Source organism: Streptomyces sp. NPDC038200 (assembly GCF_055600785.1).
Genome location: NZ_JBVJYH010000007.1, coordinates 66,012 through 90,275, shown reverse-complemented (window position 1 = coordinate 90,275; position 24,264 = coordinate 66,012). Strand labels below are relative to the sequence as shown.

General features: G+C 71.7%; 20 protein-coding genes and 1 other RNA gene. 3 read left to right on the top strand and 18 right to left on the bottom strand.

The features are described 5' to 3' along the window. Nucleotides 1-40 precede the first annotated feature (40 nt). From ACZ7KF_RS16925 to ACZ7KF_RS16915, 3 genes are all read right to left on the bottom strand, one after another. Nucleotides 41-1,678: a beta-N-acetylhexosaminidase gene (locus ACZ7KF_RS16925; RefSeq protein ID WP_471074703.1), complete on the bottom strand. Its 1,638-nt coding sequence runs from the start codon at nucleotides 1,676-1,678 to the stop codon at nucleotides 41-43. Nucleotides 1,679-1,887: 209 nt separating this feature from the next. Then, complete coding sequence (locus ACZ7KF_RS16920; RefSeq protein ID WP_191870597.1) at nucleotides 1,888-2,169, bottom strand: DUF3039 domain-containing protein; 282 nt, start codon at nucleotides 2,167-2,169, stop codon at nucleotides 1,888-1,890. Between the two features lie 30 nt (nucleotides 2,170-2,199). Then, the gene (locus ACZ7KF_RS16915; RefSeq protein WP_471074700.1) at nucleotides 2,200-2,772 is read right to left on the bottom strand and encodes a YqgE/AlgH family protein; all 573 of its coding nucleotides are present in this window, start codon (nucleotides 2,770-2,772) and stop codon (nucleotides 2,200-2,202) included. A 278-nt stretch (nucleotides 2,773-3,050) separates the two neighbouring features. Between ACZ7KF_RS16915 and murA the strand changes: the two genes are divergently transcribed. Continuing rightward, on the top strand, nucleotides 3,051-4,391 hold the full coding sequence (murA, locus tag ACZ7KF_RS16910) for a UDP-N-acetylglucosamine 1-carboxyvinyltransferase (protein ID WP_471074697.1): 1,341 nt from the start codon (nucleotides 3,051-3,053) through the stop codon (nucleotides 4,389-4,391). Between the two features lie 310 nt (nucleotides 4,392-4,701). Here murA and ACZ7KF_RS16905 read toward each other — a convergent pair whose 3' ends face one another. The 8 genes from ACZ7KF_RS16905 to ACZ7KF_RS16870 all read right to left on the bottom strand — a co-directional run bounded on the left by ACZ7KF_RS16905 (nucleotide 4,702) and on the right by ACZ7KF_RS16870 (nucleotide 14,651). Further along, nucleotides 4,702-4,983: an HU family DNA-binding protein gene (locus ACZ7KF_RS16905; protein ID WP_014673024.1), complete on the bottom strand. Its 282-nt coding sequence runs from the start codon at nucleotides 4,981-4,983 to the stop codon at nucleotides 4,702-4,704. Between the two features lie 292 nt (nucleotides 4,984-5,275). Continuing rightward, nucleotides 5,276-6,691 (bottom strand): NAD-dependent malic enzyme, encoded by a 1,416-nt coding sequence (locus tag ACZ7KF_RS16900; protein ID WP_471074694.1) that lies wholly within the window; start codon nucleotides 6,689-6,691, stop codon nucleotides 5,276-5,278. Nucleotides 6,692-7,076: 385 nt separating this feature from the next. Then, nucleotides 7,077-9,440 carry a HelD family protein gene (locus tag ACZ7KF_RS16895; protein WP_471074691.1) on the bottom strand — a complete coding sequence of 788 codons (2,364 nt, stop codon included), beginning with the start codon at nucleotides 9,438-9,440 and terminating at the stop codon, nucleotides 7,077-7,079. 196 nt (nucleotides 9,441-9,636) lie between these two features. Further along, complete coding sequence (locus ACZ7KF_RS16890; protein WP_471074688.1) at nucleotides 9,637-10,404, bottom strand: anti-sigma factor family protein; 768 nt, start codon at nucleotides 10,402-10,404, stop codon at nucleotides 9,637-9,639. A 62-nt stretch (nucleotides 10,405-10,466) separates the two neighbouring features. Next, nucleotides 10,467-11,054 (bottom strand): sigma-70 family RNA polymerase sigma factor, encoded by a 588-nt coding sequence (locus ACZ7KF_RS16885; RefSeq protein WP_030348495.1) that lies wholly within the window; start codon nucleotides 11,052-11,054, stop codon nucleotides 10,467-10,469. Between the two features lie 246 nt (nucleotides 11,055-11,300). After that, nucleotides 11,301-11,894 carry a CGNR zinc finger domain-containing protein gene (locus tag ACZ7KF_RS16880; protein WP_471074685.1) on the bottom strand — a complete coding sequence of 198 codons (594 nt, stop codon included), beginning with the start codon at nucleotides 11,892-11,894 and terminating at the stop codon, nucleotides 11,301-11,303. 145 nt (nucleotides 11,895-12,039) lie between these two features. Beyond that, on the bottom strand, nucleotides 12,040-13,191 hold the full coding sequence (locus tag ACZ7KF_RS16875) for a uroporphyrinogen-III synthase (protein WP_471074682.1): 1,152 nt from the start codon (nucleotides 13,189-13,191) through the stop codon (nucleotides 12,040-12,042). A gap of 86 nt (nucleotides 13,192-13,277) precedes the next feature. Next, nucleotides 13,278-14,651, bottom strand: coding sequence for a nitrate/nitrite transporter (locus ACZ7KF_RS16870; RefSeq protein ID WP_471074679.1), 1,374 nt, complete (start codon nucleotides 14,649-14,651; stop codon nucleotides 13,278-13,280). A gap of 222 nt (nucleotides 14,652-14,873) precedes the next feature. Between ACZ7KF_RS16870 and ACZ7KF_RS16865 the strand changes: the two genes are divergently transcribed. Then, complete coding sequence (locus ACZ7KF_RS16865) at nucleotides 14,874-15,209, top strand: hypothetical protein (protein ID WP_471074676.1); 336 nt, start codon at nucleotides 14,874-14,876, stop codon at nucleotides 15,207-15,209. Nucleotides 15,210-15,225: 16 nt separating this feature from the next. On the opposite strand, the gene ACZ7KF_RS16860 is transcribed toward ACZ7KF_RS16865, so the two are convergent. The 3 genes from ACZ7KF_RS16860 to ACZ7KF_RS16850 form a co-directional block, all read right to left on the bottom strand. After that, the gene (locus tag ACZ7KF_RS16860; protein WP_471074673.1) at nucleotides 15,226-17,385 is read right to left on the bottom strand and encodes a bifunctional polysaccharide deacetylase/glycosyltransferase family 2 protein; all 2,160 of its coding nucleotides are present in this window, start codon (nucleotides 17,383-17,385) and stop codon (nucleotides 15,226-15,228) included. Between the two features lie 19 nt (nucleotides 17,386-17,404). Beyond that, nucleotides 17,405-18,325 (bottom strand): hypothetical protein, encoded by a 921-nt coding sequence (locus ACZ7KF_RS16855; protein ID WP_471074671.1) that lies wholly within the window; start codon nucleotides 18,323-18,325, stop codon nucleotides 17,405-17,407. 197 nt (nucleotides 18,326-18,522) lie between these two features. Further along, entirely contained in the window at nucleotides 18,523-19,500 is a 978-nt protein-coding gene (locus ACZ7KF_RS16850) for a LysR family transcriptional regulator (protein WP_471074668.1), read from the bottom strand. 84 nt (nucleotides 19,501-19,584) lie between these two features. Between ACZ7KF_RS16850 and ACZ7KF_RS16845 the strand changes: the two genes are divergently transcribed. Further along, on the top strand, nucleotides 19,585-20,910 hold the full coding sequence (locus tag ACZ7KF_RS16845) for an MFS transporter (RefSeq protein ID WP_471074665.1): 1,326 nt from the start codon (nucleotides 19,585-19,587) through the stop codon (nucleotides 20,908-20,910). Between the two features lie 69 nt (nucleotides 20,911-20,979). Here the strand turns inward: ACZ7KF_RS16845 and ssrA are convergent. The 4 genes from ssrA to ftsX form a co-directional block, all read right to left on the bottom strand. Further along, nucleotides 20,980-21,348: a transfer-messenger RNA gene (gene ssrA / locus ACZ7KF_RS16840) on the bottom strand. A 113-nt stretch (nucleotides 21,349-21,461) separates the two neighbouring features. Beyond that, nucleotides 21,462-22,004: an SsrA-binding protein SmpB gene (gene smpB / locus ACZ7KF_RS16835; RefSeq protein WP_153535457.1), complete on the bottom strand. Its 543-nt coding sequence runs from the start codon at nucleotides 22,002-22,004 to the stop codon at nucleotides 21,462-21,464. A 69-nt stretch (nucleotides 22,005-22,073) separates the two neighbouring features. Then, entirely contained in the window at nucleotides 22,074-23,243 is a 1,170-nt protein-coding gene (locus ACZ7KF_RS16830; RefSeq protein WP_471074662.1) for a S41 family peptidase, read from the bottom strand. Between the two features lie 68 nt (nucleotides 23,244-23,311). Further along, nucleotides 23,312-24,229: a permease-like cell division protein FtsX gene (gene ftsX / locus ACZ7KF_RS16825; protein ID WP_471074657.1), complete on the bottom strand. Its 918-nt coding sequence runs from the start codon at nucleotides 24,227-24,229 to the stop codon at nucleotides 23,312-23,314. Nucleotides 24,230-24,264: the final 35 nt, after the last annotated feature.

Sequence of the window (24,264 nt, the reverse complement as noted above, 5' to 3'; positions counted from 1 at the left end):
GTATTTTTCCGTTACCTGTTCGGGGCGGCCCGCGCCGCCGTCACCGGTTCGGCGGCGGTCCCTCGATCGGGCGGCCGAGCACGCCGGGGCGCCGCTGCCACGGGCGGGGGCCGGTGGGTGGCCGGTAGGCGACGCCCAGGGCGTCAAGTCGCCGGTAGTGGGCGGCCATCCGGCGTTCGAAGTCCGCGAAGTCCCGTTCCGCCGGGGCGGGCAGCCGGCTCCAGGCGACCTCGGCGAAGGCCGCCAGGCGGGGGAAGGTCTGGTAGTCCACGCGCGCGGCGTCCTCCATCACCTCGGTCCACACGTTGGCCTGGGTGCCCAGCACCCGCCGGGCCTCGTCCCCGGTGAGCCCGTCCGGCACCGGCTCGAACCGGTAGACGTCCTCCAGCGTGCGCACGAAACCGATCGGCACGGGCTCGTCCTCGCCCGGCGCCTGACGGTGGTCCAGGTACACGTACTGCTCGGGGCACATGACCACGTCGTGGCCCGCCCGCGCCGCCGCGACGCCGCCTCCGTAGCCGCGCCAGGAGGAGACGGCGGCGCCCGGGGCGAGCCCGCCCTCCAGGATCTCGTCCCAGCCGATGAGGCGGCGCCCGCGCGCGGCCAGCCAGGCGTCGAAGTGCCCGATGAACCAGGACTGCAGCTCGTTCTCGTCGGCGAGTCCGAGGTCCGCGATCCGCGTCTTGGCCGCCACGGACTCGGTCCACTGCTCCTTGCGGCACTCGTCGCCGCCGACGTGGACGAACTCCGAGAATCCCGCGGCGTCCGCGGGGAACAGCTCCAGGACCTCCTCGAACACCCCTTCGTAGAAGCGCAGGGTGGTGTCGGTGGGAGCCAGTACGTTGGCGGAGATGCCCCAGGTGTCCCAGACGGAGAGGGCGGTGGTGTCGACGACGTCGGTGTTGCCGAGTTCGGGGTACGCGGCGACGGCGGCCTGCGAGTGGCCCGGTACGTCGATCTCCGGGACGACGCTGATGTGCCGTTCGGCGGCGTAGGCGACGATCTCGCGGATGTCGTCCTGGGTGTAGTAGCCGCCGTGCGGTTTCTCGTCCCAGAGCGGTGAGGCGCGGTGGCCGAATTTGGTCCGTGAGCGCCAGGAAGCGATTTCGGTCAGTTTCGGGTATCGCTTGATCTCGATGCGCCAGCCCTGGTCGTCCGTCAGATGGAAGTGCAGGACGTTGAGTTTGTGCGCGGCCATCAGGTCCAGATAGCGCAGCACGCCCTCCTTGGGCATGAAGTGCCGGGCGACGTCGAGGAGGAGGCCGCGCCAGCGGAACCGGGGGGCGTCCTCGACGACCTGCCGGGGGACGGCGAGGGCGGCGCCCGGCCGTACGGGGGCGCGCCGGAAGGCGTCGGGCCCCAGCTGCTGGCGCAGGGTCTGCGCGCCCCAGAACACGCCGGCGGGCCCGCCGCCGCGGATCTCCACGCCCCGCCCGGCGGCGGCGTCGATCCGGTACGCCTCCGGTTCCAGGGTGTCGTCCAGGAGCAGCCGTACGCAGTCGCGGGCGTCCCGGGGGCCGGGGCGCAGCGGCAGCCCCAGGGCCGCGCCGAGGGCGGCGCGCAGCCAGCGTTCGGCGCGTTCCGTGCCCGGACCGGCCCACAGCACGGTGTCCGGGCCGAGCGGCACACCGGCCCCCGCCGGTTCCTCGACGGCGCGCGGCGCCGGAATCAGTTCCACGACATCAGCCCCTCAGCCCACGGCGCGTTGCACAGGGCGCAACGACCTTTGCTTCCTGCACAACGCGTGCAGCACGCATCGAAGGCTAGGGACTGCGCCGGGCCCCCACAAGAGGTCTGGACCACCCGGCGGCCGGAGAACACGAAGATCCCCGGGACGCGCCTGACGCGCGCCCCGGGGATCTCGGCACCACCGGGCGGACCGGGGACCTACTTCTTGTCGCCGCCCTTGTCCTCGCCGCCGCTGCCCATGGACTCGTAGATCTCCTTGCACATGGGACACACGGGGTACTTCTTCGGATCGCGGCCCGGCACCCAGACCTTGCCGCACAGCGCCACGACGGGGGTGCCGTCGAGGGCGCTCGCCATGATCTTGTCCTTCTGGACGTAGTGGGCGAAGCGCTCGTGGTCACCGTCGCCGTGGGACACCTGTGGCGTCGGCTCTACGAGGGTCCCCGTACCAGTCCCGCGCTCGGGCTCAAGAGTGCTCATACCGCCCAGGGTACTGAAAGCTCACACGCATCAGTTGAGCGAAGGGTCGTCCGGATACGTGGCCACCATCGCCAGCTCGTTGCGCTGCCGGCGCAGCACCTCGCGCCAGAGCCTCTCCGGGGCCGGCGAGGACACGTCGCCCGGCTCGGACTCCACGACGTACCAGGCGCCCTCCACCAGCTCGTCCTCCAGCTGGCCCGGCCCCCACCCGGCGTAACCGGCGAAGATGCGCAGGCTGCCGACGGCGGCGGCGAGCAGTTCCGGCGGCGCCTCCAGGTCGACCAGCCCGATCGCGCCGTGCACCCGCCGCCAGCCGAGCGGCGCGCCGTCACCGCTCGCGCCGCCGGGGATGACGGCGACGCCGAGCGCCGAGTCCAGCGAGACGGGTCCGCCCTGGAAGACGACACCGGGCTCGCCGGCGAGGGCGGCCCAGCCCTCCAGGATGTCGCCGACGCCCACCGGTGTGGGGCGGTTGAGGACGACACCGAGGGAGCCCTCCTCGTCGTGGTCGAGAAGGAGCACGACCGCACGGTCGAAGTTCGGGTCCGCCAGGGCGGGGGTGGCCACGAGCAGCCGCCCTGTGAGCGAGGACACCTCGGTCATGCCAGACATGATCCCGCATCTTCCCCCGGAGTGGGGAGCCAATCGGGGGCACCGGAGTGAAGCCTGCTCAGGCGCGGGGGCGCGGCCCCGGCGCACCGACCCGACGACGGTGACCCCATGTGCCCGACGGGGAACGTTTCGTGTTGTGACACAGCTATGACGCGGCTGGGCGGTCCTTGGGCTTACGGGAGGGGGGTAATCGGCGATTACCCTGTCTTCCCGGCCCCTGCGCACAGTGATCGGCCGGCCCCTGACCAACTCATCGGAACGCGAGATTCATGACCGTCAACGACGATGTCCTGCTTGTCCACGGCGGAACCCCGCTGGAGGGCGAGATCCGTGTCCGCGGTGCGAAGAACCTCGTACCGAAGGCCATGGTCGCCGCCCTGCTGGGCAGCGGCCCCAGCCGACTGCGCAATGTTCCGGACATCCGTGACGTGCGGGTCGTCCGAGGTCTGCTCCAGCTGCACGGGGTGACGGTCCGTCCGGGTGAGGAGCCCGGCGAACTGGTGATGGACCCCACGTACGTCGAGAGCGCCAACGTGGCCGACATCGATGCCCACGCGGGTTCCAGCCGTATCCCGATCCTCTTCTGCGGTCCCCTCCTCCACCGCCTCGGCCACGCGTTCATCCCGGGCCTCGGCGGCTGCGACATCGGCGGCCGGCCCATCGACTTCCACTTCGACGTGCTGCGGCAGTTCGGCGCGACCATCGAGAAGCGGGCCGACGGGCAGTACCTGGAGGCGCCGAAGGGCCTGCGCGGCACCAAGATCCGGCTGCCGTACCCGTCCGTCGGCGCGACCGAGCAGGTGCTGCTGACGGCCGTACTGGCCGAGGGCGTCACCGAGTTGTCCAACGCGGCCGTGGAGCCGGAGATCGAGGACCTCATCTGCGTGCTGCAGAAGATGGGCGCGATCATCGCGATGGACACCGACCGGACGATCCGGATCACCGGTGTGGAGAAGCTCGGCGGCTACACCCACCGTGCCCTCTCGGACCGCCTGGAGGCCGCGTCCTGGGCGTCGGCCGCCCTCGCGACCAACGGCAACATCTACGTCCGCGGCGCGCAGCAGCGCTCGATGATGACGTTCCTGAACACCTACCGGAAGGTGGGCGGTGCCTTCGAGATCGACGACGAGGGCATCCGCTTCTGGCACCCCGGCGGCCAGTTGAAGTCCATCGCCCTGGAGACGGACGTCCACCCGGGCTTCCAGACCGACTGGCAGCAGCCGCTGGTCGTGGCCCTGACCCAGGCCACGGGCCTGTCCATCATCCACGAGACGGTGTACGAGTCCCGGCTCGGCTTCACCTCGGCGCTGAACCAGATGGGCGCGCACATCCAGCTCTACCGCGAGTGCCTGGGCGGCTCGGACTGCCGTTTCGGCCAGCGCAACTTCCTGCACTCCGCGGTCGTCTCCGGCCCCACCAGGCTGCAGGGCGCCGACCTGGTCATCCCCGACCTGCGCGGCGGCTTCTCGTACCTCATCGCGGCCCTGGCCGCCGAGGGCACGTCCCGGGTGCACGGCATCGACCTGATCAACCGCGGCTACGAGAACTTCATGGAGAAGCTCGTGGAACTGGGCGCGAAGGTCGAGCTGCCCGGCAAGGCCCTCGGCTGACCCCGGCGGCTCCCCCACTCCCCGGCCGAGGACGGCACCGCCCCCGGCCGGGGGCCCGCGGAGCGCCCCGGCCGGGCACGGCGGGGAAAGACACGGGCAACGGGGGGCGACGGTGAGGTGGCCGGGCGAGGCGCCCGGTGGACGGGACCAGAAGCCCGTGACACGGCCGTACGACGAAGGGGCGGCCCTCCGGTGAAGGAGGGCCGCCCCTTTGGCGTCTCAGGCTGGGCTGCGCCCCTGAGGAGGCGCGGGAACTGCCCGGCCGGCCGGCGCCGGCCCGCAGTCACCCGCGGCGCTCGGAGCGGAGCGCTTACTTGCCCTTGGCGGCTTCCTTGAGCTTGCTGCCCGCGGTGACCTTCACGCTGAAGCCGGCCGGGATGTTGATGGGCTCGCCGGTCTGCGGGTTGCGCGCGGTGCGAGCGGCACGGTGGGTGCGCTCGAAGGTCAGGAAGCCGGGGATGGTGACCTTCTCGTCGCCCTTGGCGACGATCTCGCCGACGGTCTCGGCGAACGCGGCCAGCACGGCGTCGGCGTCCTTGCGGGTCACCTCGGCGCGGTCGGCCAGCGCGGCCACCAGCTCACTGCGGTTCATGTTGTTACTCCCGTGTTTTTCTTGCCGTTGGGGTGTGCCACGCGGCGGAGCCGCCCGAGGCACTGCGATGCCGATGCGCTCGCGCCCAGGGACGCATCCTGCCCCTACCTGCGGCGGGAAAGCCAATCCGGCACCCGTAGGAGTCGTGAGAACACCCTGGGGAGTCACACGAAAAGCGCCCGCTCGGCCGTCACCCTAGAGCGCGCCCGGCATCGCGTGGTTCCACGACGCGCCGGTGCGGGGGCTGCCGTGGTGATGCTCACAGCCCCTCGCACAGTACGCCACGCCGTGATCAGGCCGTCGCGCCGGCCGCCTTGGCGGCCTCGCGGACCGCTCCGGCCACCGCGCCCGCGACCTTGTCGTTGAAGACGCTCGGGATGATGTAGTTCGGGTTCAGCTCGTCCTCGCTCACCACGTCGGCGAGGGCCTTCGCGGCGGCGAGCATCATCTCGGTGTTCACCGTACGGGACTGCGCGTCCAGCAGACCGCGGAAGACACCCGGGAAGACCAGCACGTTGTTGATCTGGTTGGGGAAGTCGGAGCGGCCGGTGGCCACGACGGCCGCCGTCTGCCGGGCGATCGCCGGGTCCACCTCGGGGTCCGGGTTCGCGAGCGCGAACACGATGGCACCCTCGGCCATGGCGGCCACGTCGTCGCCGTCCAGGACGTTCGGGGCGGAGACGCCGATGAAGACGTCGGCGCCGTGCACGGCCTCCTTCAGGGTGCCGGTCAGGCCCTCGGGATTGGTGTTGTCGGCGATCCAGCGCAGCGGCGAGTCGGCCGGGGCGTTCACCAGGTCCTCGCGGCCGGCGTGGACGACACCGTGGATGTCGGCGACGACCGCGTTCTTCACACCCGCGGCGAGCAGCAGCTTGAGGATGGCCGTACCGGCGGCGCCGGCGCCGGACATGACGACCCGGATGTTCTCGATCGCCTTGGTCGTGACGCGCAGGGCGTTGGTCAGGGCGGCGAGGACGACGATCGCGGTGCCGTGCTGGTCGTCGTGGAAGACGGGGATGTCGAGGGCCTCGCGCAGCCGGGCCTCGATCTCGAAGCAGCGCGGCGCGGAGATGTCCTCCAGGTTGATGCCGGCGAAGCCCGGGGCGATGGCCTTGACGATCTCCACGATCGCGTCGGTGTCCTGGGTGTCCAGGCAGATCGGCCAGGCGTCGATGCCGGCGAAGCGCTTGAACAGGGCCGCCTTGCCCTCCATGACGGGCAGCGCGGCCTTGGGGCCGATGTTGCCGAGGCCGAGCACGGCGGAACCGTCCGTCACGACCGCAACGGAGTTGCGCTTGATGGTGAGGCGGCGGGCGTCCTCGGGGTTCTCGGCGATGGCCATGCAGACCCGGGCCACGCCCGGCGTGTAGACCATGGAGAGGTCGTCACGGTTGCGGATGGGGTGCTTCGACGCCATCTCGATCTTGCCGCCGAGGTGCATCAGGAACGTACGGTCGGAGACCTTGCCGAGGGTGACGCCCTCGATGCCGCGCAGCTGCTCGACGATCTCCTCGGCGTGGGCCGTGGAGGTGGCCGCGATGGTGACGTCGATCCGGAGCTTCTCGTGCCCGGACGCGGTGACGTCGAGGCCGGTCACCGAGCCTCCGGAGGACTCCACGGCGGTGGTGAGCTGCGAGACGGCGGTTCCGCTCGCGGGCACCTCCAGCCGGATCGTCATCGAGTAGGAGACGCTGGGCGCCGTTGCCATGGCCGACTTCCTCTGCTTTCACCGTGTCGCGAGTTGTGCCGTCCGATCGTCGCACCTACCGCTCAGTACGTGGTAGCCGCCCTGAGTTGCGGACGTTTTGTTCACACGAGACTGCCCGAGGTGCGCGATTTCGGAAAACTAATTCCACCATACGAGAATCGATCGAGCAGGGAAAGAGGCCGTCAGGGCAAAGAAAGAGGCCCACGTCACATGCGTGACGTGGGCCTCCCACGTTCATGACACCGACCCGCCATGCTCGCCTCGCGGCAAGTGGTCCCTCTGAGGGACGAAGGTTGGGCCCGGGGGCTTGGATCGGGCCGGTGCCACACCAAGGCTAACAAACGGATGCCGTAGGCCCATTCCCCCTGCCGAGAGTTCCTGGGCGCTAATCCCGCAGCAGGTCCGCGACCCCCGCCTCGTCCGGCTCGTCCCGCTCCCCCGACACCACCGTCAGCTGCTGGGTGGCCCGGGTCAGCGCCACGTACAGCACCCGCAGCCCGGCCGGCGACTCGTCGGCGATCTCGGCGGGCGAGACGACGACCGTCGCGTCGTACTCCAAGCCCTTGGCCTCCAGGCTGCCGAGGGCCACCACGCGGTCACCGAGCCCGGCCAGCCAGCGCCGGGCCTCCTCGCGCCGGTTCATCGCGACGACCACGCCGACCGTGCCGTCCACCAGCCCGAGCAGCCGCTCGGCCTCGGACCGCACGGTCTTCTCCCACGAGTCCCGTACGACGGTGAAGCGCGGCTCGACCCCGGTGGACCGAACGGCGGACGGGGCCTCGGAGCCGGGCATGGCGAGCGCGAGCACCTTCGCGGCCAGCTCGGCGATCTCGGCCGGGTTGCGGTAGTTCACGGTGAGCTGGAAGCGGCGCCGGGGCCGGGTGCCGAGGGCCTCGTCACGGGCCTCGGCCGCCTCGTCCGGGTCGGACCAGGAGGACTGCGCCGGGTCGCCCACGACCGTCCAGGTGGCGTGCCGGCCACGGCGGCCGACCATGCGCCACTGCATCGGCGTGAGGTCCTGCGCCTCGTCCACGATGACGTGCGCGTACTCGGTGCGCTCCTGCGCGAGGCGCTCGGCCCGCTCCCGCTGCGACTCCTCGCGCACCGGCATCAGCTCCTCCAGACCGGTGAGCTGGTCCAGCGGGTCGAGTTCGCGCTTCTTCCTCGGCCGGGCCGGCGCGCCCAGGATCGCCTGGAGTTCGTCGAGCATGGCGATGTCGTGCACCGTGTGGCCGTCCCGCCTCAGCGAGCGGGCCACCTTGCGGACCTCGCCGGGGTTGAGGATGCGCCGGGCCCAGCGGCCGAGCCGCTTCTCGTCGGCCATGGCGGTGAGCACGCCCTTCGGGGTCAGCTCGGGCCACCAGCTGTCGAGGAAGCCGATGAACGCGTCCTCGCCGGTGACGTCCTCGTCGAAGGAGGAGCGCAGTTCGGCGGCCAGCTCCGGGTCGGCGTGCCGGGAACCGGCGCCGGACTTGGCCCACAGGGCGTCCAGCAGCAGCTTGCGGGCGCGCGGGCGGAGCAGGTTGACGGGCGCGGTGCCGCCGAGGGCGGTACGGCGGATACGTTCCAGCTCACCGGCCTCCAGTTCGAGCCGGCGGCCGAAGGCGACGACACGCAGCCGCGAGGGCGGGCCGGCGAAGGCCGGCCGCTCGCTGTCCTCGTCCAGGGCGAGCTGCCCCGCCGGAGCGGTCGGGCCCAGCTCCAGGGCCCCCCGGGCGGCCTTCCGCAGCACCTTCAACATGCGGTACGAGCCCTTGGCGCGGGCCACGGACGGGGAGTCGTACAGGGTGGCCTCCGCGCCGTCGACGAGCGAGCCGATCGCCCGGATCGCGACCTGGCCCTCCTCGCCGAGCGAGGGCAGCACGCCTTCGGTGTAGGCCACGAGCAGCGGGGTCGGCGAGACGATCAGGATGCCGCCCGCGTAGCGTCTGCGGTCCTGGTAGAGCAGGTAGGCGGCGCGGTGCAGGGCGACCGCCGTCTTGCCGGTGCCCGGTCCGCCCTCCACGTAGGTGATGGAGGCGGCGGGGGCCCGGATGACCATGTCCTGCTCGGCCTGGATGGACGAGACGATGTCCCGCATGGTGTGGCCGCGGGCCTGGCCGAGGGCGGCCATCAGGGCGCCGTCGCCGATGACGGGCAGCTCGCGGCCGTCGAGGAAGGCCGTCAGCTCGGGCCGCATCAGGTCGTCCTCGACGCCGAGCACCTGGCGCCCCTTGGACCGGATGACCCGGCGCCGCACCACCCGCCCCGGCTCCACGGGCGTGGCCCGGTAGAAGGGCGCGGCGGCGGGTGCGCGCCAGTCGATGACCAGCGGGGAGTAGTCCTCGTCGAGGACGCCGATCCGGCCGATGTGCAGGGTCTCGGCGATGTCGGCGGTGTGGTCCGGCCGCACGGCGCCTTCCGCCGGCTCGACCGCCGTGTAGGCCCCGTCGGGCCCCTTCTTCCCGTCCTTGCCGAGCAGCAGGTCGATCCGGCCGAAGAGGAAGTCCTCGAACTCGTTGTTCAGCCGGTTCAGGTGGACACCTGCCCGGAAGACCTGCGCGTCCCGCTCGGCGAGCGCGCCGGGGGTGCCGACCTGGCCGCGTTGGGCCGCGTCGCGCATCAGGAACTCGGCTTCGTGGATCTTCTCCTCCAGCCGCCGGTACACCCGGTCCAGGTGTTCCTGTTCGACGCTGATCTCCCGGTCACGGACGGAATCCTGTGCGTCGTGTACCGAGCCGACCGCGGACTGCTGAACCTGAGCGGCCACCGGGCCCCCTTCTGACGTGCTGGGCAGCCGTCAACCGTACGCGAAGGGGGCCCGTCAAAGCTACGGGGCCGCGACTCCCGGGGGGTGCGGGGAGCCGTGCGCCGAGCCGCGGCACACCGGCGGGCGAACGCGGCACGCCCCGCGCCCGGGGTCCGGCGGGAGGCCCGGGGGCCGCGGACTCCGGGCGCGGCACCCGCTACGCGTCGACCTGCACCAGCTTCTTGCCCTCGAAGGTCACCACCTCGAAGTGGTCGATCTCGTTCGGCTGGAAGGCCGCCGCACCGCCGATGTAGAGCGGGTTCTTGGCCGTCTCGGTCGTGGCGTCCGGGATGCCGTACCCCCAGTTGGGCACGGACCACGACGACATGGTCACGCGCTGCCCGTTCTTGGCGACGAGGACCAGGGAGCACTTCAGCGGGCCCTTGACGTTCTTCAGCTCCAGGACGGCCTGGGTGCCCCAGTCCTTCTGCGCCATGCCGACGGTGGCGCTGACGTGGGACGCCGGGTCGGTGGCCGACTTCTTGTCGGCCATCGTCTCGAACGTCGCCTGGGCCGGCGTCGCCGTGACCTGCTTGCCCCCGTCGGAGCCGCCGTTGACGGCCACCGCGGCCAGCGGGCCCGCGATGATCAGCGCCGCCGCGGCGGCGATCATGTAGAAGCTGCGCCGGCGCTTCTGGGCGCGCTTCTCGGCGACCTCGTCGACCAGCTTCTCCACCAGCCGCGGACTGGGTCTGGCGGACAGCGAGTCGCCGATCGCGGGCGTACTGCCGGAGCCCGGCAGGTCCGCGAGGGCGGCCAGCATCGGTTCCATCCCGGCCAGCTCGTCCAGCTGCTGGGCGCACCACTCGCAGCCGGCGAGATGCGCCTCGAAAGCGGTTGCCTCGGCGTCGTCCAGAATCCCGAGGGCATAGGCGCCGACGGTCTCGTGCTCGCTCGGCACCGAAGATCCCTGACTGGGGTTCATGGGCCCAGACATACCCGGACCACCCGGTCCGAATCCCTGCATCCCCCCGTACCCGTTGCTCATCACGCCGTCACCCCCCGCTCCTCCAGTGCCAGCTTCATCGACCGCAGGGCGTAGAACACCCGGGAACGGACCGTTCCGCTGGGTATGCCCAAAGTTTCGGCCGCCTCATTGACGGTACGCCCCTTGAAGTACGTCTCGACGAGCACCTCCCGGTGGGCCGGGGTCAGGTCGTCGAGCGCGTCAGACAGCGTCATCAGCCACAGCGCCTTGTCGATCTCGTCCTCCGCGGGGATGACCTCCAGCGGCGACGGATCGACCTCCTGCGGCCGGGCCTGCCGGCTGCGGTGGCCGTCGATGACGATGCGGCGCGCGACCGTCACCAGCCAGGGGCGTACCGAACCGGTCGCCCGATTGAGCTGACCGGCGTTCTTCCAGGCACGGATGAGTGTTTCCTGCACGACGTCCTCGGCGCGCTGCCGATCGCCGGCGACCAGCCGCAGGACATAGGCGAGCAGGGGCCCCGCGTGCTCCCGGTACAGGGCACGCATCAGCTCCTCGTCGGGTTCGGAGGGCTGTGATGAGGACATGCGATGTCGGGCCCTCGCTCCACGTTCATTGGCCACGGCCGCATCCTTGCGCACGCCCACCTCCGGTGTCCGGGGGTTCCCCCAGTCGGTCGCTCGCCCACCCGTACGGACCGGGGTGCCCGCGTGTTCAAACCGGAGTGACAGATTTCTCGAGGATGACGTGACGAGCGGGACATGCGTGCACATTCCCACCGCGTGATCTTTACATTTCCGACACGCCGCCGAAGACGCCTGGAAATGCCCGTGTATGGGCCAACTAAACCTGGTGTTACGGAAATCACGCCCGCCCCGGACGTCCCCCCACCCTCACGCCCGCGTCAGCGCGGCCCGTCGCCGGTGCCGGGCGACCCGCTCCCGGTTCCCGCACACCTCGCTGGAGCACCAGCGCCGACGCCGCCCACGGGACGTGTCGAGGTACACCAGAGGGCAATTGTCCCCCTCGCACTCCCGCACGGCGGCCCACGCGACGGGATCGGTGAGCAGCTCGACGGCGTCCCGCGCGACGACGGCGAGCAGCGCGGCGCAGCCGGGCGGACCGGCCAGTTCCCGCACGAGACGGCCGTCCGCCCCGCGCACGGCGAGAGGCACCGGGGGCGCGGCCCGCGCGACCTCGTTCACGCGGTCCAGCGCATGCCCGCAGGCCGGTGCCGGAACGCCCCGCGCGTTTCGCACCAACAGCTCCACGTCCCCCCGCAGTTCCCGGAAGCCCGCCGGCCACGACCCGTCGGCGTGGTCCAGCGGCGTACCGGCCGGCACCAGTCCCGCGCCCGCGATCCACGCACGCAACGCCCCCGTGCCGTCGAGCCGTTCGCCCGGATGCGTGGTGGCGAGCAGGTCCAGGCACACCCGCCCGGCATCGAATCGCAGCTCGTACGCGGGCGTGGCGCCACCGAATGCCATGTGCGAGTCACCGCCTGGGCTGGAACCGTGCGGAAGTGTGCGGGGAAACCGTTCCGGGGAACCGTCGCCTTCCTCGCCTCTCACAGTGCCTGCTCGCCGGGGGCACCGGAACCCCTCGTACCGGTCGGTGTTCCGCGCGCGGCCCCTACGCGTCGGCGTACTTCGCGTCCGCCGCCGGATCGAGCGCCAGCCGGTACCCCCGCTTCACCACCGTCTGGATCAGCTTGGGCGCGCCGAGTGCCGTCCGCAGGCGGGCCATCGCCGTCTCGACGGCGTGTTCGTCACGGCCCGCGCCGGGCAGGGCCCTGAGCAGGTCCGCGCGGGCCACCACCCAGCCGGGGCGGCGGGACAGGACGCGCAGCAGGGACATGCCGGCCGGCGGGACCGGCTTCAGCTCGCCGTCCACCACGACCGCGTGGCCGCGGATCTCCATCCGGTGGCCCGCGACCGGCAACGAGCGGGCACGAGCCGGGAGTTCCTGGCACAGGAGCTGGACCAGGGGACCGAGACGGAAGCGTTCCGGCTGGATCGTGTCCACCCCGCGGGCCTGGAGGGGGAGCGCGGTGACCGGGCCCACGCAGGCCGGCAGGACGTCGTGGGCCAGGGCCGACAGCAGGTCGTCCAGCAGCCCGCGGTCCTCCGCGCGGGAGAGGAGGGAGGCCGCGGCGGGGGCGCTGGTGAAGGTGAGGGCGTCCAGGCCGCGGGTGACGGCCGCGTCCAGCAGCCGGTCCAGGGGGCTGATGTCCTCCGGGGGCATCCAGCGGTAGACCGGGACGGGGACCACCTCCGCCCCGGCGGCGCGCAGCGACTCGACGAATCCGGGCAGGGGTTCGCCGTGGAGCTGTACGGCGATGCGGTCGCCGTCGACGCCTTCCTCCAGCAGGCGGTCGAGCACCTCGGCCAGCGACTCCGAGGACGGCGACCACTCCTCCGTCAGTCCGGCCGCCCGGACGGCGCCCTTGACCTTCGGACCGCGGGCCAGCAGCCGCACCCCGCGCAGCCGGCCCAGCAGTTGTTCGCCGAGCCCCCAGCCGTCGGCGGCCTCGACCCAGCCCCGGAAGCCGATCGCGGTGGTGGCCACGACGACGTCCGGCACCTGGTCGATGATCTCCTTCGTGGCGGCCAGCAGTTCGCTGTCGTCGGCGAGCGGCACGATCCGCAGGGCGGGTGCGTGCAGGACGGTGGCGCCGCGCCGCTGGAGCAGGGCGCCCAGTTCGTCGGCCCGGCGCGCGGCGGTGACACCCACGGTGAACCCGGCGAGGGGACCGTGTTCGGGTTGCTGCTCTTCGTCGTACATGGGCTCTCCTAGCTGACCGGCACGCCGATCGAGCCTGTCAACGATCCGTGACAGGCTCGGTTCGACTCTATGTCGCCGGTGTTACGTCATACCTCGGCGTAGCTGAGCTGGGCCTTCTCCTCCGAGGCCGCCGCCGTGACGGTGACCTGCCCGGCCGGGCGGCGAAGGTATACGGCCCAGGTGACCGCGAAGCAGACACCGTAGAAGGCGAGGAACGCCACGAACGCGCCCGTGCCGGAGCCGTAGGAGAGGAAGGACTGGCGGAAGGCGAGGTTGATGCCGACGCCGCCGAGCGCGCCGACCGCTCCGATGAGGCCCATCGAGGCGCCGGAGAGCCGCCGGCCGTGGGCGACGGCCGCCTCCCCCGTCAGTCCCTCGGCCAGCGCCTTGGCCTGGAAGATGCCGGGGATCATCTTGTACGTCGAGCCGTTGCCGAGGCCGCTGAGCACGAACAGGACGACGAAGACGGACACGAACAGCGGCAGCGACTTCCGCATGCCGGCCACGATGAGCACGGCGGTGGCGGCTGCCATGCCCACGTAGTTCCACAGGGTGATGCGGGCGCCGCCGTAGCGGTCGGCGAGCCGGCCGCCGACGGGGCGGATCAGGGAGCCGAGCAGCGGGCCGATGAAGGTGAGGTACGCCGCCTGCAGCGGGGTCCGGCCGAACTCGTTCGTCAGCACCTGGCCGAAGGCGAAGCTGTAGCCGATGAAGGAACCGAAGGTGCCCACGTAGAGGAAGGCCATGATCCAGGTGTGCGGGTCCCGCGCCGCGTCCTTGGCGGCGCCGGTGTCGTTCCGCACCGTGGCCAGGTTGTCCATGAACAGCGCGGCCAGCACGGCGGCCACGACGATCAGCGGGATGTAGATCCCGAGCAGCACGCGCGGGCCGCCGCTCGCGCCGATGACGGCGAGCGCGACCAGCTGGATGACGGGCACGCCGATGTTGCCGCCGCCCGCGTTGAGCCCGAGGGCCCATCCCTTCTTCCGCATCGGGAAGAAGGCGTTGATGTTGGTCATGGAGGAGGCGAAGTTGCCGCCGCCGATGCCGGCCAGCAGCCCCACCAGCAGGAAGGTGGAGAAGGACGTCCCCGGCTTCATCACGAGGAACGCGGCGACGCTCGGCACGAGCAGCAGACTCGCCGAGACGATCGTCCAGTTGCGCCCGCCGAAGACGGCCACGGCGAAGGTGTAGGGCACCCGGACGACCGCGCCGACCAGCGTGACCACGGAGGTCAGCAGGAACTTGTCGGCCGGGGTGAGCCCGTACTCGGGGCCCATGAACAGCACCAGCACGGACCACATGGTCCAGACGGAGAACCCGATGTGCTCGGAGAGCACGGAGAACCACAGGTTCCGGCGGGCGATCCGCTCCCCGGTCGCGTGCCAGAACTCCTCGTCCTCCGGATCCCAGCGCTCGATCCAGCGGCCACTGCGACGGGTTGGGGCTGGGGCTGTCATCACGCCTCCACGGGGCTCCGGCTGCTCGGTCTGCCAACCACTGACTGACCCCGAAGGTAGGGAGGGCTCGTTTCCGGCCTGTGGCTGTGAGTGACCGCAAGGGAACGTTGCTCTCACTCGCCCGGGAAGCGGCCGGTGAGGCATGCCCGCCCCGCGGCCGCCGGCTCTGAAACCCCTCAAGTCACGTGCGGACGGCGACACCGGCGCGTCACCATGATCCACATGAAGGGATTCACGCACCTGAGCAAGAAGAACGACACCGTGCTGGTCATCCGGGACTCGGACCTGATCGCGGCGGCGCTGCGGGAGGCGTTGGCCGCGGCCGGGGACGAGGAGCGGCCGGGGCTGGAGCGTGCCGCCGCGCTCGTCACCGCCACCGCGGGCGCCGGCGAGGGCCGGCTGCGGGCCGACTGGGTCCGCGCCCGGCTGGCCGACGCCGGCTTCACCGGGGACATCGCCTCGGTCGCCGCCGTGAAGGCGCTGCGCCAGGCGGAGCCCGGTCTGAGCCTGCTGGCGGCGGTCCGGTTGCAGAAGGAGGCGGTGGCCCACCCCGCGTAGGGCAGGCCGCCGCCGGTCAGCCCGCCGGGCTCCCCGCAGACGCGGGCTGCCGCCCGGCCGGTGCCGGCGGAGGCGCCGCCACCCCTCCCGTACGACGGAGTTTCTGCCAGCGCAGCCGGCCGCCGGTGAGGGCGGTGATCCAGGACTGGAGCAGGACGACGTACATGAGCTGGCGGTAGAGCAGCTGCTGGAGGGGGAGGGACAGCAGGGAGGTGAGCGGCTCCCGGTCGAGGTGGAAGGCGTAGGCCGCGCAGATCGCCTGGACCGCGAGGACGGCGGACCAGGCCGCGATCGTCCTTCCTGTCGGGCCGAAGACCAGGCCGTAGACGAGGAACAGGTCGATCAGCGGGGCCAGGAGCGGGGCGACGACCATGAAGAGGGAGACCAGGGGCAGGCCGACCCGGCCGAAGCGGCCGGACGGACCCCGTTCGAACACCGCGCGGCGGTGCTTCCAGATGGCCTGCATGGTGCCGTACGACCAGCGGTAGCGCTGGGACCACAGCTGCTGGACCGACTCGGGCGCCTCCGTCCAGGCGCGGGCCTTCTCGGCGTACACCACGCGCCAGCCGTCCCGGTGCAGGGCCATCGTGACGTCGGTGTCCTCGGCGAGCGTGTCGTCGCTCATGCCGCCGACGCGCTCCAGCGCGGACTTGCGGAACGCCCCGACCGCGCCGGGGATGGTCGGCATGCACCGCAGGACGTCGTACATCCGGCGGTCGAGGTTGAAGCCCATCACGTACTCGATGTGCTGCCAGGCCCCGATGAGCCGGTTCTTGTTGCCGACCTTGGCGTTGCCGGCGACCGCGCCGACCCGCGGGTCGGCGAAGGGCTGCACGAGTTCGCGGACGGTGGCCGGTTCGAAGACGGTGTCACCGTCCATCATCACGACCAGATCGTGGCGGGCCTCCGCCAGGCCCCGGTTGAGGGCGGCGGGCTTGCCCGCGTTCTCCTGGCGGACCACGCGGACACCGGGCAGGTCCAGCGCCTCGACGATGTCCGCGGTGCCGTCGGCGGAACCGTCGTCGATGACGAGCACCTCGACCGGATGCTCGCCGCGGGTCAGCGAGCGGACCGTGTGCTCGATGCACTTGGCCTCGTTGTACGCCGGTACCAGCACCGACACCGGTTCGGTGACCGGCTCGTCGCCCCAGCGGAAGTCGCGGCGCCGGGTGCGGCGGGCGTGCGCGGCGGACAGCAGCAGCATCAGCCCGAAGCGGGCGAGGACGAGAGCGCCGACGACGGCGAGGCCGACGACCAGGACGCCGGTGATGTCGTCGGCCGCCCGCACCAGGAAGACCCACGCCCTGCCCTTCCACAGGTCGAGGCCCGTGACGGGGGTGTCCGCGCTCGGGGCGCGCAGTGCGCCGGTGAGGGTCTGGAAGGTGTAGCCCCGCTGCTGGAGCCGGGGCAGGAGGGTGTCGAGCGCCTGGACGGTCTGGTGCCGGTCGCCGCCCGAGTCGTGCAGGAGGACGACCGCGCCCCGGCCGCCGTGGGGCGTGGCGTTGCGGATGATCCGCTCGACACCCGGCTTGCGCCAGTCCTCGCTGTCGGTGTCGTCCACGACGGTGAGATAGCCGCGGCTGCCGATGTACTGCGTGACCGGCCACGACCTGTTGTCGATGGCGTTGGCGGAGGACGAGTACGGCGGCCGGAACAGCGAGCTGCGGATGCCGGCCGCTCCGGCGAGCGCCAGCTGGTTCTGGGACAGTTCCCAGTCGATGCGCCGCGTGGAGTGGTACGACAGGTCGGGGTGGCCGAAGGTGTGCAGGCCGACCTCGTGTCCCTCGGCGACCATGCGCCGGACCAGCTCCGGGTGGCGGGAGGTCATGGTGCCGGTGACGAAGAAGACCGCGTGCGCGTGGTGCTTCTTCAGCACGTCGAGGACCCGCGGGGTCCAGGTCGGGTCGGGGCCGTCGTCGAAGGTGAGGACGATGCGGTGGTCCGGTATGCGCAGGCTGTCGCTGCGGCCGTCGCGGGTGTCGACGACCGGCCCGCCGTCCAGGATCCGCCGCGGCACCTCGTCGTTCGCCGCGGCGGGGCTGACGCGGTGGTCCGCGAGGATCTCGTTGTGCACGTAGCCGCGCAGCATCAGCATCGCCAGGGTCGCGCCCAGGACCAGCAGGGGCAGCAGGTAGCGCAGCGGCAGCCGGGGGCGGCGCCGGGGGTGTGAGGCCATCTGAGGGTGTTCCGCCTGGTCAGAGGGGGAGCTTGGAGTGTGGGTGCCGGGTGCGGCCCGGCGGGGTGTGGGTACGGCCCGGCAGGGTCGGGGTGGGCGCCGTGGCGGTGGCGCCGGCGGTACCGGACGCGGACGGTGCCGGGGACTCGCCGGCCGGGGCCGACGGGGCCGGGGAGCCGGTGGTGCCGTCCTCGGCGCCGGGCGGGGTGGAGTCGCCCGCCACCGGCGGGGCCGACGCGGAGGCACCGGTACCGGCGGCGGGCGTTTTGCTGCCGGGTACGGCGGCGCCGGTCGCCGCGACACCCACGGCCGGCGCGGTCACCGTGCCGGTACCCGGCGGGACCGGGGTCGTGGAGGCGCTGGGCAGCGGCGAGGTCTCCATCTTGCCGGCGGGCCTGTCCTCGTGCTGGCCCGGCACCGGCAGCCAGGGGGCGGCGGAGTTCCCGGACAGCAGGGTGGCGACGATGAGGGCGGCGTAACCGGTGCAGGCGACGGCCACGGCCACGCCGAGGCGACGGAAACGGCGGCTGCGACGGCCCGACGCGTCCACGAACACCGGCCCCCCGGACCCCCGCGGGCCGGCCTCGGCGGACACCGCGGACGCGACGGTCACAGCGGAGTCGGTCGCGACAGCCTCGGTCTCGGCGGAACCGGTCTCGACAGCGTCGGTCTCGACGGAACCGGTCTCGACAGCCTCGGTCTCGACGGAACCGGTCTCGACAGCGTCGGTCTCGGTGGACCCGGTCTCGGCGGAAGCGGTATCGGTGGAACCGGTCTCGGTGGAACCGGTATGGGCGGAGGAGGCCGCCTCGGTGGGCGGTGTGACGTGTGCGGGTCGTGCCGGCTCCGTGTCCATGGCCGGACTCGTCTCCGGTTCCGTGTCCGGATCTATCCGCTCGTCGCCCTCGCCCACCGGCAGACCGCGTTCCGCGGACGTCATCTCTTGCCCTTCCGGTTGGGCGTCTTCAGGCCACTTTTTCACGCGCGTGCATCCCCCCACGGGACAGTTCAGGGCGCGCTCACGATCCCGGGCCCGTCGATCGAACCAGGCCCCCACCCGGCCCGAGCGCCCCCACTACCACCCTGTGCCCGGGCCATGAATGTAGCGCACGCCCAGGAGTGCCGTGCGCCGCCTCGTCACACGCGGGCGCTCATCGCCACCTCGTCCATGTCCGGAATCCATCCATCAGCCGGTCGCCGCAGCCAACCCTCCACCCGAGCGATCTCGGCCACCGCCCTGCGCAACGCGGTCAGCCCGGGATGAACCAGCCCCTTCCGCCACACCAGGGAGACGGGCGACAGCGGGACGGGGTCGACGAGGGGACGGCACACCGTGCCGGGCAGGGGCGGGTAGTCCACGACGGCCAGCACCGGGTTCCCGGTCTTCGCCATGATGCGGCCGAACTCCTCGTCGCCGACGGCCGGCGGGAGGGCCGGGGCCGACCGGACCCCCCACCCCTCGAAGAGCCGCAGGGCCAGGTCGGTCCACTCCCGGGTCCGCGGATTGCCGGCGCCGGCGTACACCGTCTCTCCCGCCAGCGCCGCCACCGGCACCCTGGGCAGCCCGGCCAGCGAGTGGCTCTCGGGCAGTACGACGGCCATCGGCTCGTACCGCACCGGCTGCTGCTCCAGACCGGAGCGGAGCGCCGGGTCGAGGCCGGCGAACCGGCCGAAGGAGGCGTCCAGGCGGCCCGCCAGCAGTTCGGCGGCGGCTCCGGTCAGGCCGCTCTCGTAGCGGGCCATCAGCTCGCAGTCGGGGGCGAGTTCCCGCGCCCGGTGCAGCACCCTGCGGCCGGTGCCCAGGCCGGCGGTGTTGACGTCGACCAGCAGGGGGCGGGCCTGGCCGGCCGCGAACGCGGCGAGCAGGTCGTCCTGGGCGGCGAGGACACGGCGCGCGTGCGGCAGCAGGCGTTCGCCGTCCGGGGTCAGCGTCACCTGCCGGGTGGTCCGCACGAACAGCTCGGCGCCCAGCTCCCGTTCCAGTCGCCGTACGTCCCGGCTGAGCGCTTGCTGGGCGATGTACAGGCGGGCCGCGGCCCGCGTGAAGTGCAGTTCCTCGGCGACGGCGACGAAGGCTCGCAGCAGGCGGGGATCGAGGTGGGCGGGAGCGGGCATGACGGAGAACTTACAACGCGAGTGCGTCAATCGGTACGCGGCAGGTGTTGGACCCGGTGATCCACTTCGGGCGACCGTGGAGCCATGCCGCAACAGACCTCCCAGGACAGCCGGGTACAGGACAGCCGGATACAGGACAGCCGGATACAGGACAGCCGGATGCCGGACCGGATACAGGACAGCAAAATACAGAACAGCCGCATACCGGAAGAAAGACACCGGCACACCGGATACCGCCGTCTCTTCGCCCTGCCCGGCTCTCGCGCCTTCACCGCCGGCAACCTGCTCGCCAGGCTGCCCATGGGCATGTTCAGCGTGAGCGCGGTCGTGATGATCGCCGGTTCCCGGGGCTCGTACGCCCTCGCCGGCGCCGTCACCGCCACCGGCCTCGCGGCGACCGCGCTGGCCGGGCCCTTCCTCGCGCGTCTCGTGGACCGGAACGGGCAGGCCCGGATCGCGCTGCCGGCCACGGTCGTCTCCGTGCTCGGCAGCCTCGCCCTGCTGCTGTGCGTCCGCTACGACGCCCCCGACTGGACCCTGTTCGCCGCCTACGCCGGCACCGCGGCCACCCCGAACATCGGTGGGCTGTCCCGCGCCCGCTGGGCCCATCTGCTGCGCGACGAGCCCGGGGCGCTGCACACCGCGAACTCCTTCGAGCAGGCCGCGGACGAACTGTGCTTCATGCTCGGGCCGGTGCTCGCGTCCTTCCTGGCCGGCACGCTCTTCCCGGAGGCGGGAACGCTCGCGGGGGCACTGCTGCTGCTCGTCGGCATGCTGGTCTTCACCGCCCAGCGGGCGACCGAGCCGCCCACCCGGGCCCGTTCACAGGCGCCGTCACCGCTGCGCAGCCCCGGCATCCCGCCGCTGCTGGTCTGCTTCGTGGCCACCGGAGCGGTGTTCGGGTCGATGGAGGTGGTCACGATCGCCTACGCCGACGCACAGGGGCAGCGGGCCGCGGCCGGTGCCGTGCTCGCCCTCCAGGCGGCCGGCTCGTGCGCGGCGGGGCTGGTGTACGGGGCACGGAAGCCGGCCGGGCCCCGGCTGACCCGGTGCCTGGCGGCCATGGCCGTGCTCATGACCCTGCCCTGGGCGACGGCCACCACCGGCTCGCTCCTGGTGCTGGCCGGTGCGCTGCTGATCGCGGGGATGGCGACCGCGCCCACCATGGTCACGGCGATGACGCTGGTGCTGCGGCGGACCCCGGCCGACCGGCTCAACGAGGGCATGAGCCTGATGGTGACCGGGCTGCTCGCCGGTGTCGCCTGCGGCTCGGCGGCGGGCGGCTGGGCGGCGGAGCGCCTCTCCCCCGTCACCGCCTTCGCCGTACCGGCCGCGGCGGCGGCTCTCGCCCTGCTCATCAGCACGGCGGACGGCTCGGCCGATGCCACGGCCGACTCCGCGGCGGCATGACGAAGGCCCCGCCGCTCGAAGCGACGGGGCCTTCGCCCACATGGGTAAGGAGGCTCGGGAGCCTCCCGATCGTGGAGATGGCGGGAATCGAACCCGCGTCCAACGGTGCGGAATCAGGGCTTCTCCGTGTGCAGTTCGCTGTGCTTTTCTCAGCCCCGGCGATCACGCGAACAAGTCGCCGACGGGCTCAGTCACTGTTAGATTTCCCTCTTCACCCCGTGACCGGGATCAAGGTTTAGTTCCCTAGCTGATGCCAGGATCCGGGTCGGGAACAGCCCCGGGCTGACACTTCGCAAGTCGCTACTTAGGCAGCGAGGGCGAAGGAATCGCGCTTGGTGTTGGCGATTATTTTTTGCGACATATGGTTTACGAGATCATTGCCGCTTCCTCGACACGCTTCCCCTGCTTCGACAACCGCTGTCGAAACCGATCATCCCCATGTTGATTTTTCAATCCCTCCGTGGAGGGGTCACGCACCCTCTGTGGAGTGCAGTGCCATCGTACGTGACCAACGCACGACCATGCCAGCCTATTCCCGGGCGGTCGGCCCGCTAGACGCCACGCTGCCTGCGCTTCGCCGCCGCGATCGCCCGGTCCGACTCCCGCCGGTCCTGCTTCTCCCGCAGCGTCTGCCGCTTGTCGTACTCCTTCTTGCCCCGCGCGAGAGCGATCTCGGCCTTCGCCCGGCCGTCCTTGAAGTAGATGGCGAGGGGCACGATCGTGTGACCCGTCTCCTGGGACTTCGACTCCAGCTTGTCGATCTCCTCGCGGTGCAGGAGCAGCTTGCGCTTGCGGCGCGCGGAGTGGTTGGTCCAGCTGCCCTGGTGATACTCGGGGATGTGGGCGTTGTGCAGCCACGCCTCACCCCGGTCGATCTGGACGAAGCCGTCGGTCAGCGAGGTCCGTCCCTCGCGCAGCGACTTGACCTCGGTGCCCATGAGTACGAGCCCGGCCTCGTAGGTGTCGATGATCGCGTAGTCGTGCCGGGCCTTCTTGTTCTGGGCGACGATCTTGCGCTTGCCGCCCTTCTCGCCGTCCCTGGCCTTGGCGGCCCCGCCGCCCTGCTTGGGCTGGGACTCCTTGGGTACGTACATTCCCTTGCTCATAGTGCCGACTATTTTCGCACCACGGAGGGGGTGTGAGGGAAGCGCTTTAACGGGGGCTCACGACGGGTCGCCGAGGCCGGCGAGGACCTTCTCGGCCTGCTCCAGGGCCCCGGCCCCCGCCTCCAGGTCGGGGGTGATGCCCCGGCCGTCCACCGCGTGCCCGCTGGGGGTGCGGTAGTGCCCCACGGTCAGCTCGGCCACCGAGCCGTCGGGCAGGTTCGTCGGCATCTGGACGGAGCCCTTGCCGAAGGTGCGGGAGCCGATCACCACCGCGCGGCCCCGGTCCTGCAGGGCGCCGGTGAGCAGCTCGGCCGCGCTCATCGTGCCGCCGTCGACGAGGACGACCAGGGGACGGGTGGTGTCGCCGCCGGAATCGGCGTGCAGGACGCGCTGGTCGCCGTCGACGTCGTAGGTGGCGACCAGACCGCCGTCCAGGAAGGCGGAGGCGGTGTCCACCGCCTCGGTGATCAGGCCGCCGGAGTTGCCCCGGAGATCGAGGACGGTACGGCCGTCGGCGGGGGCCGCGCGCAGCGCCTCGCGGACCGCGTCCGCGGAACCCTTGGGGAAGGCCGAGACCTTGAGGACGGTGACGCCGTCGGGCAGCCGGCGCACGGTCACGGAGTCGGTGGACAGCCGGGCCCGGCGCAAGGTCTCGGTCCACGCGCGCGTGCCGCGTTCCAGGCCGAGGGTGACCGTCGTGCCGGCCGGGGCGTCCTCGGCGTCGCCGCGGAGTAAGGCGATCACGTCGGTGACCGGCCGCCCCTCGACCTTGCCTCCGTCGACGCTGCGCAGCCGGTCGCCGGCGCGGATCCCGGCGGCGGCCGCGGGGGAGCCGGACCGCACCTTGGTGACCGCGATCCGGCCGTCGGCCTCCTGCCGCGCCCACAGTCCGACGCCGGTGTACCGGCCGTCGAGCGCGTCCCGGAACTCCTCGTACTCGTCCTCGGAGTAGACCGCGCCCCAGCGGTCGCCGCTGCGGCTGACGGCCCGCTCGGCGGCCTCCATGGGGGACTTGCCGTCGGCCATCGCCTCGGCGGCGGCCCTCTCGACGGCCTCGTGCCGGCTGGCCGGACCCACCGGACCGGCGGCGGCCCCGCGCGCGGGGCCGGTGGGCTCCGGGAACGAGCCGGTGGCGGCGCCGGTGATCAGCACCCCGGCGAAGACCAATGTCAGGGCGGCCCCGCGGCGGATGCGGCGGGGCTGACAGAACAGGTCGCGGCCTGACATGGCGGTGAGTCTAGGGGAACGCGAAGGGGCCGCACGGCCCGAAGTCCGTGCGGCCCCCTTGGCATGCGTCACACCTTCAGATACTTGCGCAGCGCGAAGAAGGCGGCGAGCGACGGCATCAGCACGCTGGTGGCGAGGATCAGCGGCAGCTTGGTCAACACCGCGTCCCAGCCGACGAAGTTGATGAGGGTGAGCTTGTGGGAGAGGTCCATGCCGTGGTCGATGGTGAAGTACCGGCCGACCACCAGGCCCACGCACGCGAGACCGCCGCCGATGAGTCCGGCGACCGCGGCCTCGGCGATGAACGGCGCCTGGATGTAGAAGCCCGAGGCACCGACCAGGCGCATGATCCCGGTCTCGCGCCTACGGCTGAACGCGGAGACGCGCACGGTGTTGACGATCAGCAGGAGGGCGACGATCAGCATCATCGCCATCACGCCGAGCGCGCCCCGGTTCATCAGGTTCAGCAGCTGGAAGAGGTTGTCCAGGATGCCCTTCTGGTCCTGCACCGACTGCACGCCGTCCCGCCCGTTGAACGCGGTCGCGATCACCTGGTACTTCTGCGGGTCCTTGAGCTTGATCCGGTACGACTCCTGCATCTGGTCCGGCGTCAGCGAGCCGGCCAGCGGGGAGTTGCCGAACTGCTCCTTGTAGTGCTTGTACGCCTCGTCCTGCGACTCCTGGGTCACGTTCTCGACGACCGGCATCTTCTTCAGGTCCGCGAGGATCTGCTTCTTCTGGTCGTCGGTGACCGCGCCCTTGGCGCAGTGGACGTCGTTCTCCGCGTCGTGCTTGTTGCACAGGAAGATCGAGACGTTGACCTTGTCGTACCAGTAGCCCTTCATGGTGCTCACCTGGTCGCTCATCAGCAGCGAGCCGCCGAACAGGGCCAGGGACAGGGCGACGGAGACGATGACGGCGAAGGTCATCGTCAGATTGCGGCGGAGACCGACACCGATCTCCGACAGGACGAACTGGGCGCGCATGGCGGGTTCTTCAGGCCTTTCGGGAACTGGGTGCG

Excerpts from the sequence above, each read along its gene's own strand:
- ACZ7KF_RS16920 (WP_191870597.1), bottom strand. The coding sequence starts at position 2,169 with ATGAGCACTCTTGAGCCCGAGCGCGGGACTGGTACGGGGACCCTCGTA.
- ACZ7KF_RS16915 (WP_471074700.1), bottom strand. The coding sequence starts at position 2,772 with ATGACCGAGGTGTCCTCGCTCACAGGGCGGCTGCTCGTGGCCACCCCC.
- murA (WP_471074697.1), top strand. The coding sequence starts at position 3,051 with ATGACCGTCAACGACGATGTCCTGCTTGTCCACGGCGGAACCCCGCTG.
- ACZ7KF_RS16905 (WP_014673024.1), bottom strand. The coding sequence starts at position 4,983 with ATGAACCGCAGTGAGCTGGTGGCCGCGCTGGCCGACCGCGCCGAGGTG.
- ACZ7KF_RS16900 (WP_471074694.1), bottom strand. The coding sequence starts at position 6,691 with ATGGCAACGGCGCCCAGCGTCTCCTACTCGATGACGATCCGGCTGGAG.
- ACZ7KF_RS16890 (WP_471074688.1), bottom strand. The coding sequence starts at position 10,404 with ATGAACCCCAGTCAGGGATCTTCGGTGCCGAGCGAGCACGAGACCGTC.
- ACZ7KF_RS16880 (WP_471074685.1), bottom strand. The coding sequence starts at position 11,894 with ATGGCATTCGGTGGCGCCACGCCCGCGTACGAGCTGCGATTCGATGCC.
- ACZ7KF_RS16875 (WP_471074682.1), bottom strand. The coding sequence starts at position 13,191 with ATGTACGACGAAGAGCAGCAACCCGAACACGGTCCCCTCGCCGGGTTC.
- ACZ7KF_RS16870 (WP_471074679.1), bottom strand. The coding sequence starts at position 14,651 with ATGACAGCCCCAGCCCCAACCCGTCGCAGTGGCCGCTGGATCGAGCGC.
- ACZ7KF_RS16865 (WP_471074676.1), top strand. The coding sequence starts at position 14,874 with ATGAAGGGATTCACGCACCTGAGCAAGAAGAACGACACCGTGCTGGTC.
- ACZ7KF_RS16860 (WP_471074673.1), bottom strand. The coding sequence starts at position 17,385 with ATGGCCTCACACCCCCGGCGCCGCCCCCGGCTGCCGCTGCGCTACCTG.
- ACZ7KF_RS16855 (WP_471074671.1), bottom strand. The coding sequence starts at position 18,325 with ATGACGTCCGCGGAACGCGGTCTGCCGGTGGGCGAGGGCGACGAGCGG.
- ACZ7KF_RS16850 (WP_471074668.1), bottom strand. The coding sequence starts at position 19,500 with ATGCCCGCTCCCGCCCACCTCGATCCCCGCCTGCTGCGAGCCTTCGTC.
- ACZ7KF_RS16845 (WP_471074665.1), top strand. The coding sequence starts at position 19,585 with ATGCCGCAACAGACCTCCCAGGACAGCCGGGTACAGGACAGCCGGATA.
- smpB (WP_153535457.1), bottom strand. The coding sequence starts at position 22,004 with ATGTACGTACCCAAGGAGTCCCAGCCCAAGCAGGGCGGCGGGGCCGCC.
- ACZ7KF_RS16830 (WP_471074662.1), bottom strand. The coding sequence starts at position 23,243 with ATGTCAGGCCGCGACCTGTTCTGTCAGCCCCGCCGCATCCGCCGCGGG.
- ftsX (WP_471074657.1), bottom strand. The coding sequence starts at position 24,229 with ATGCGCGCCCAGTTCGTCCTGTCGGAGATCGGTGTCGGTCTCCGCCGC.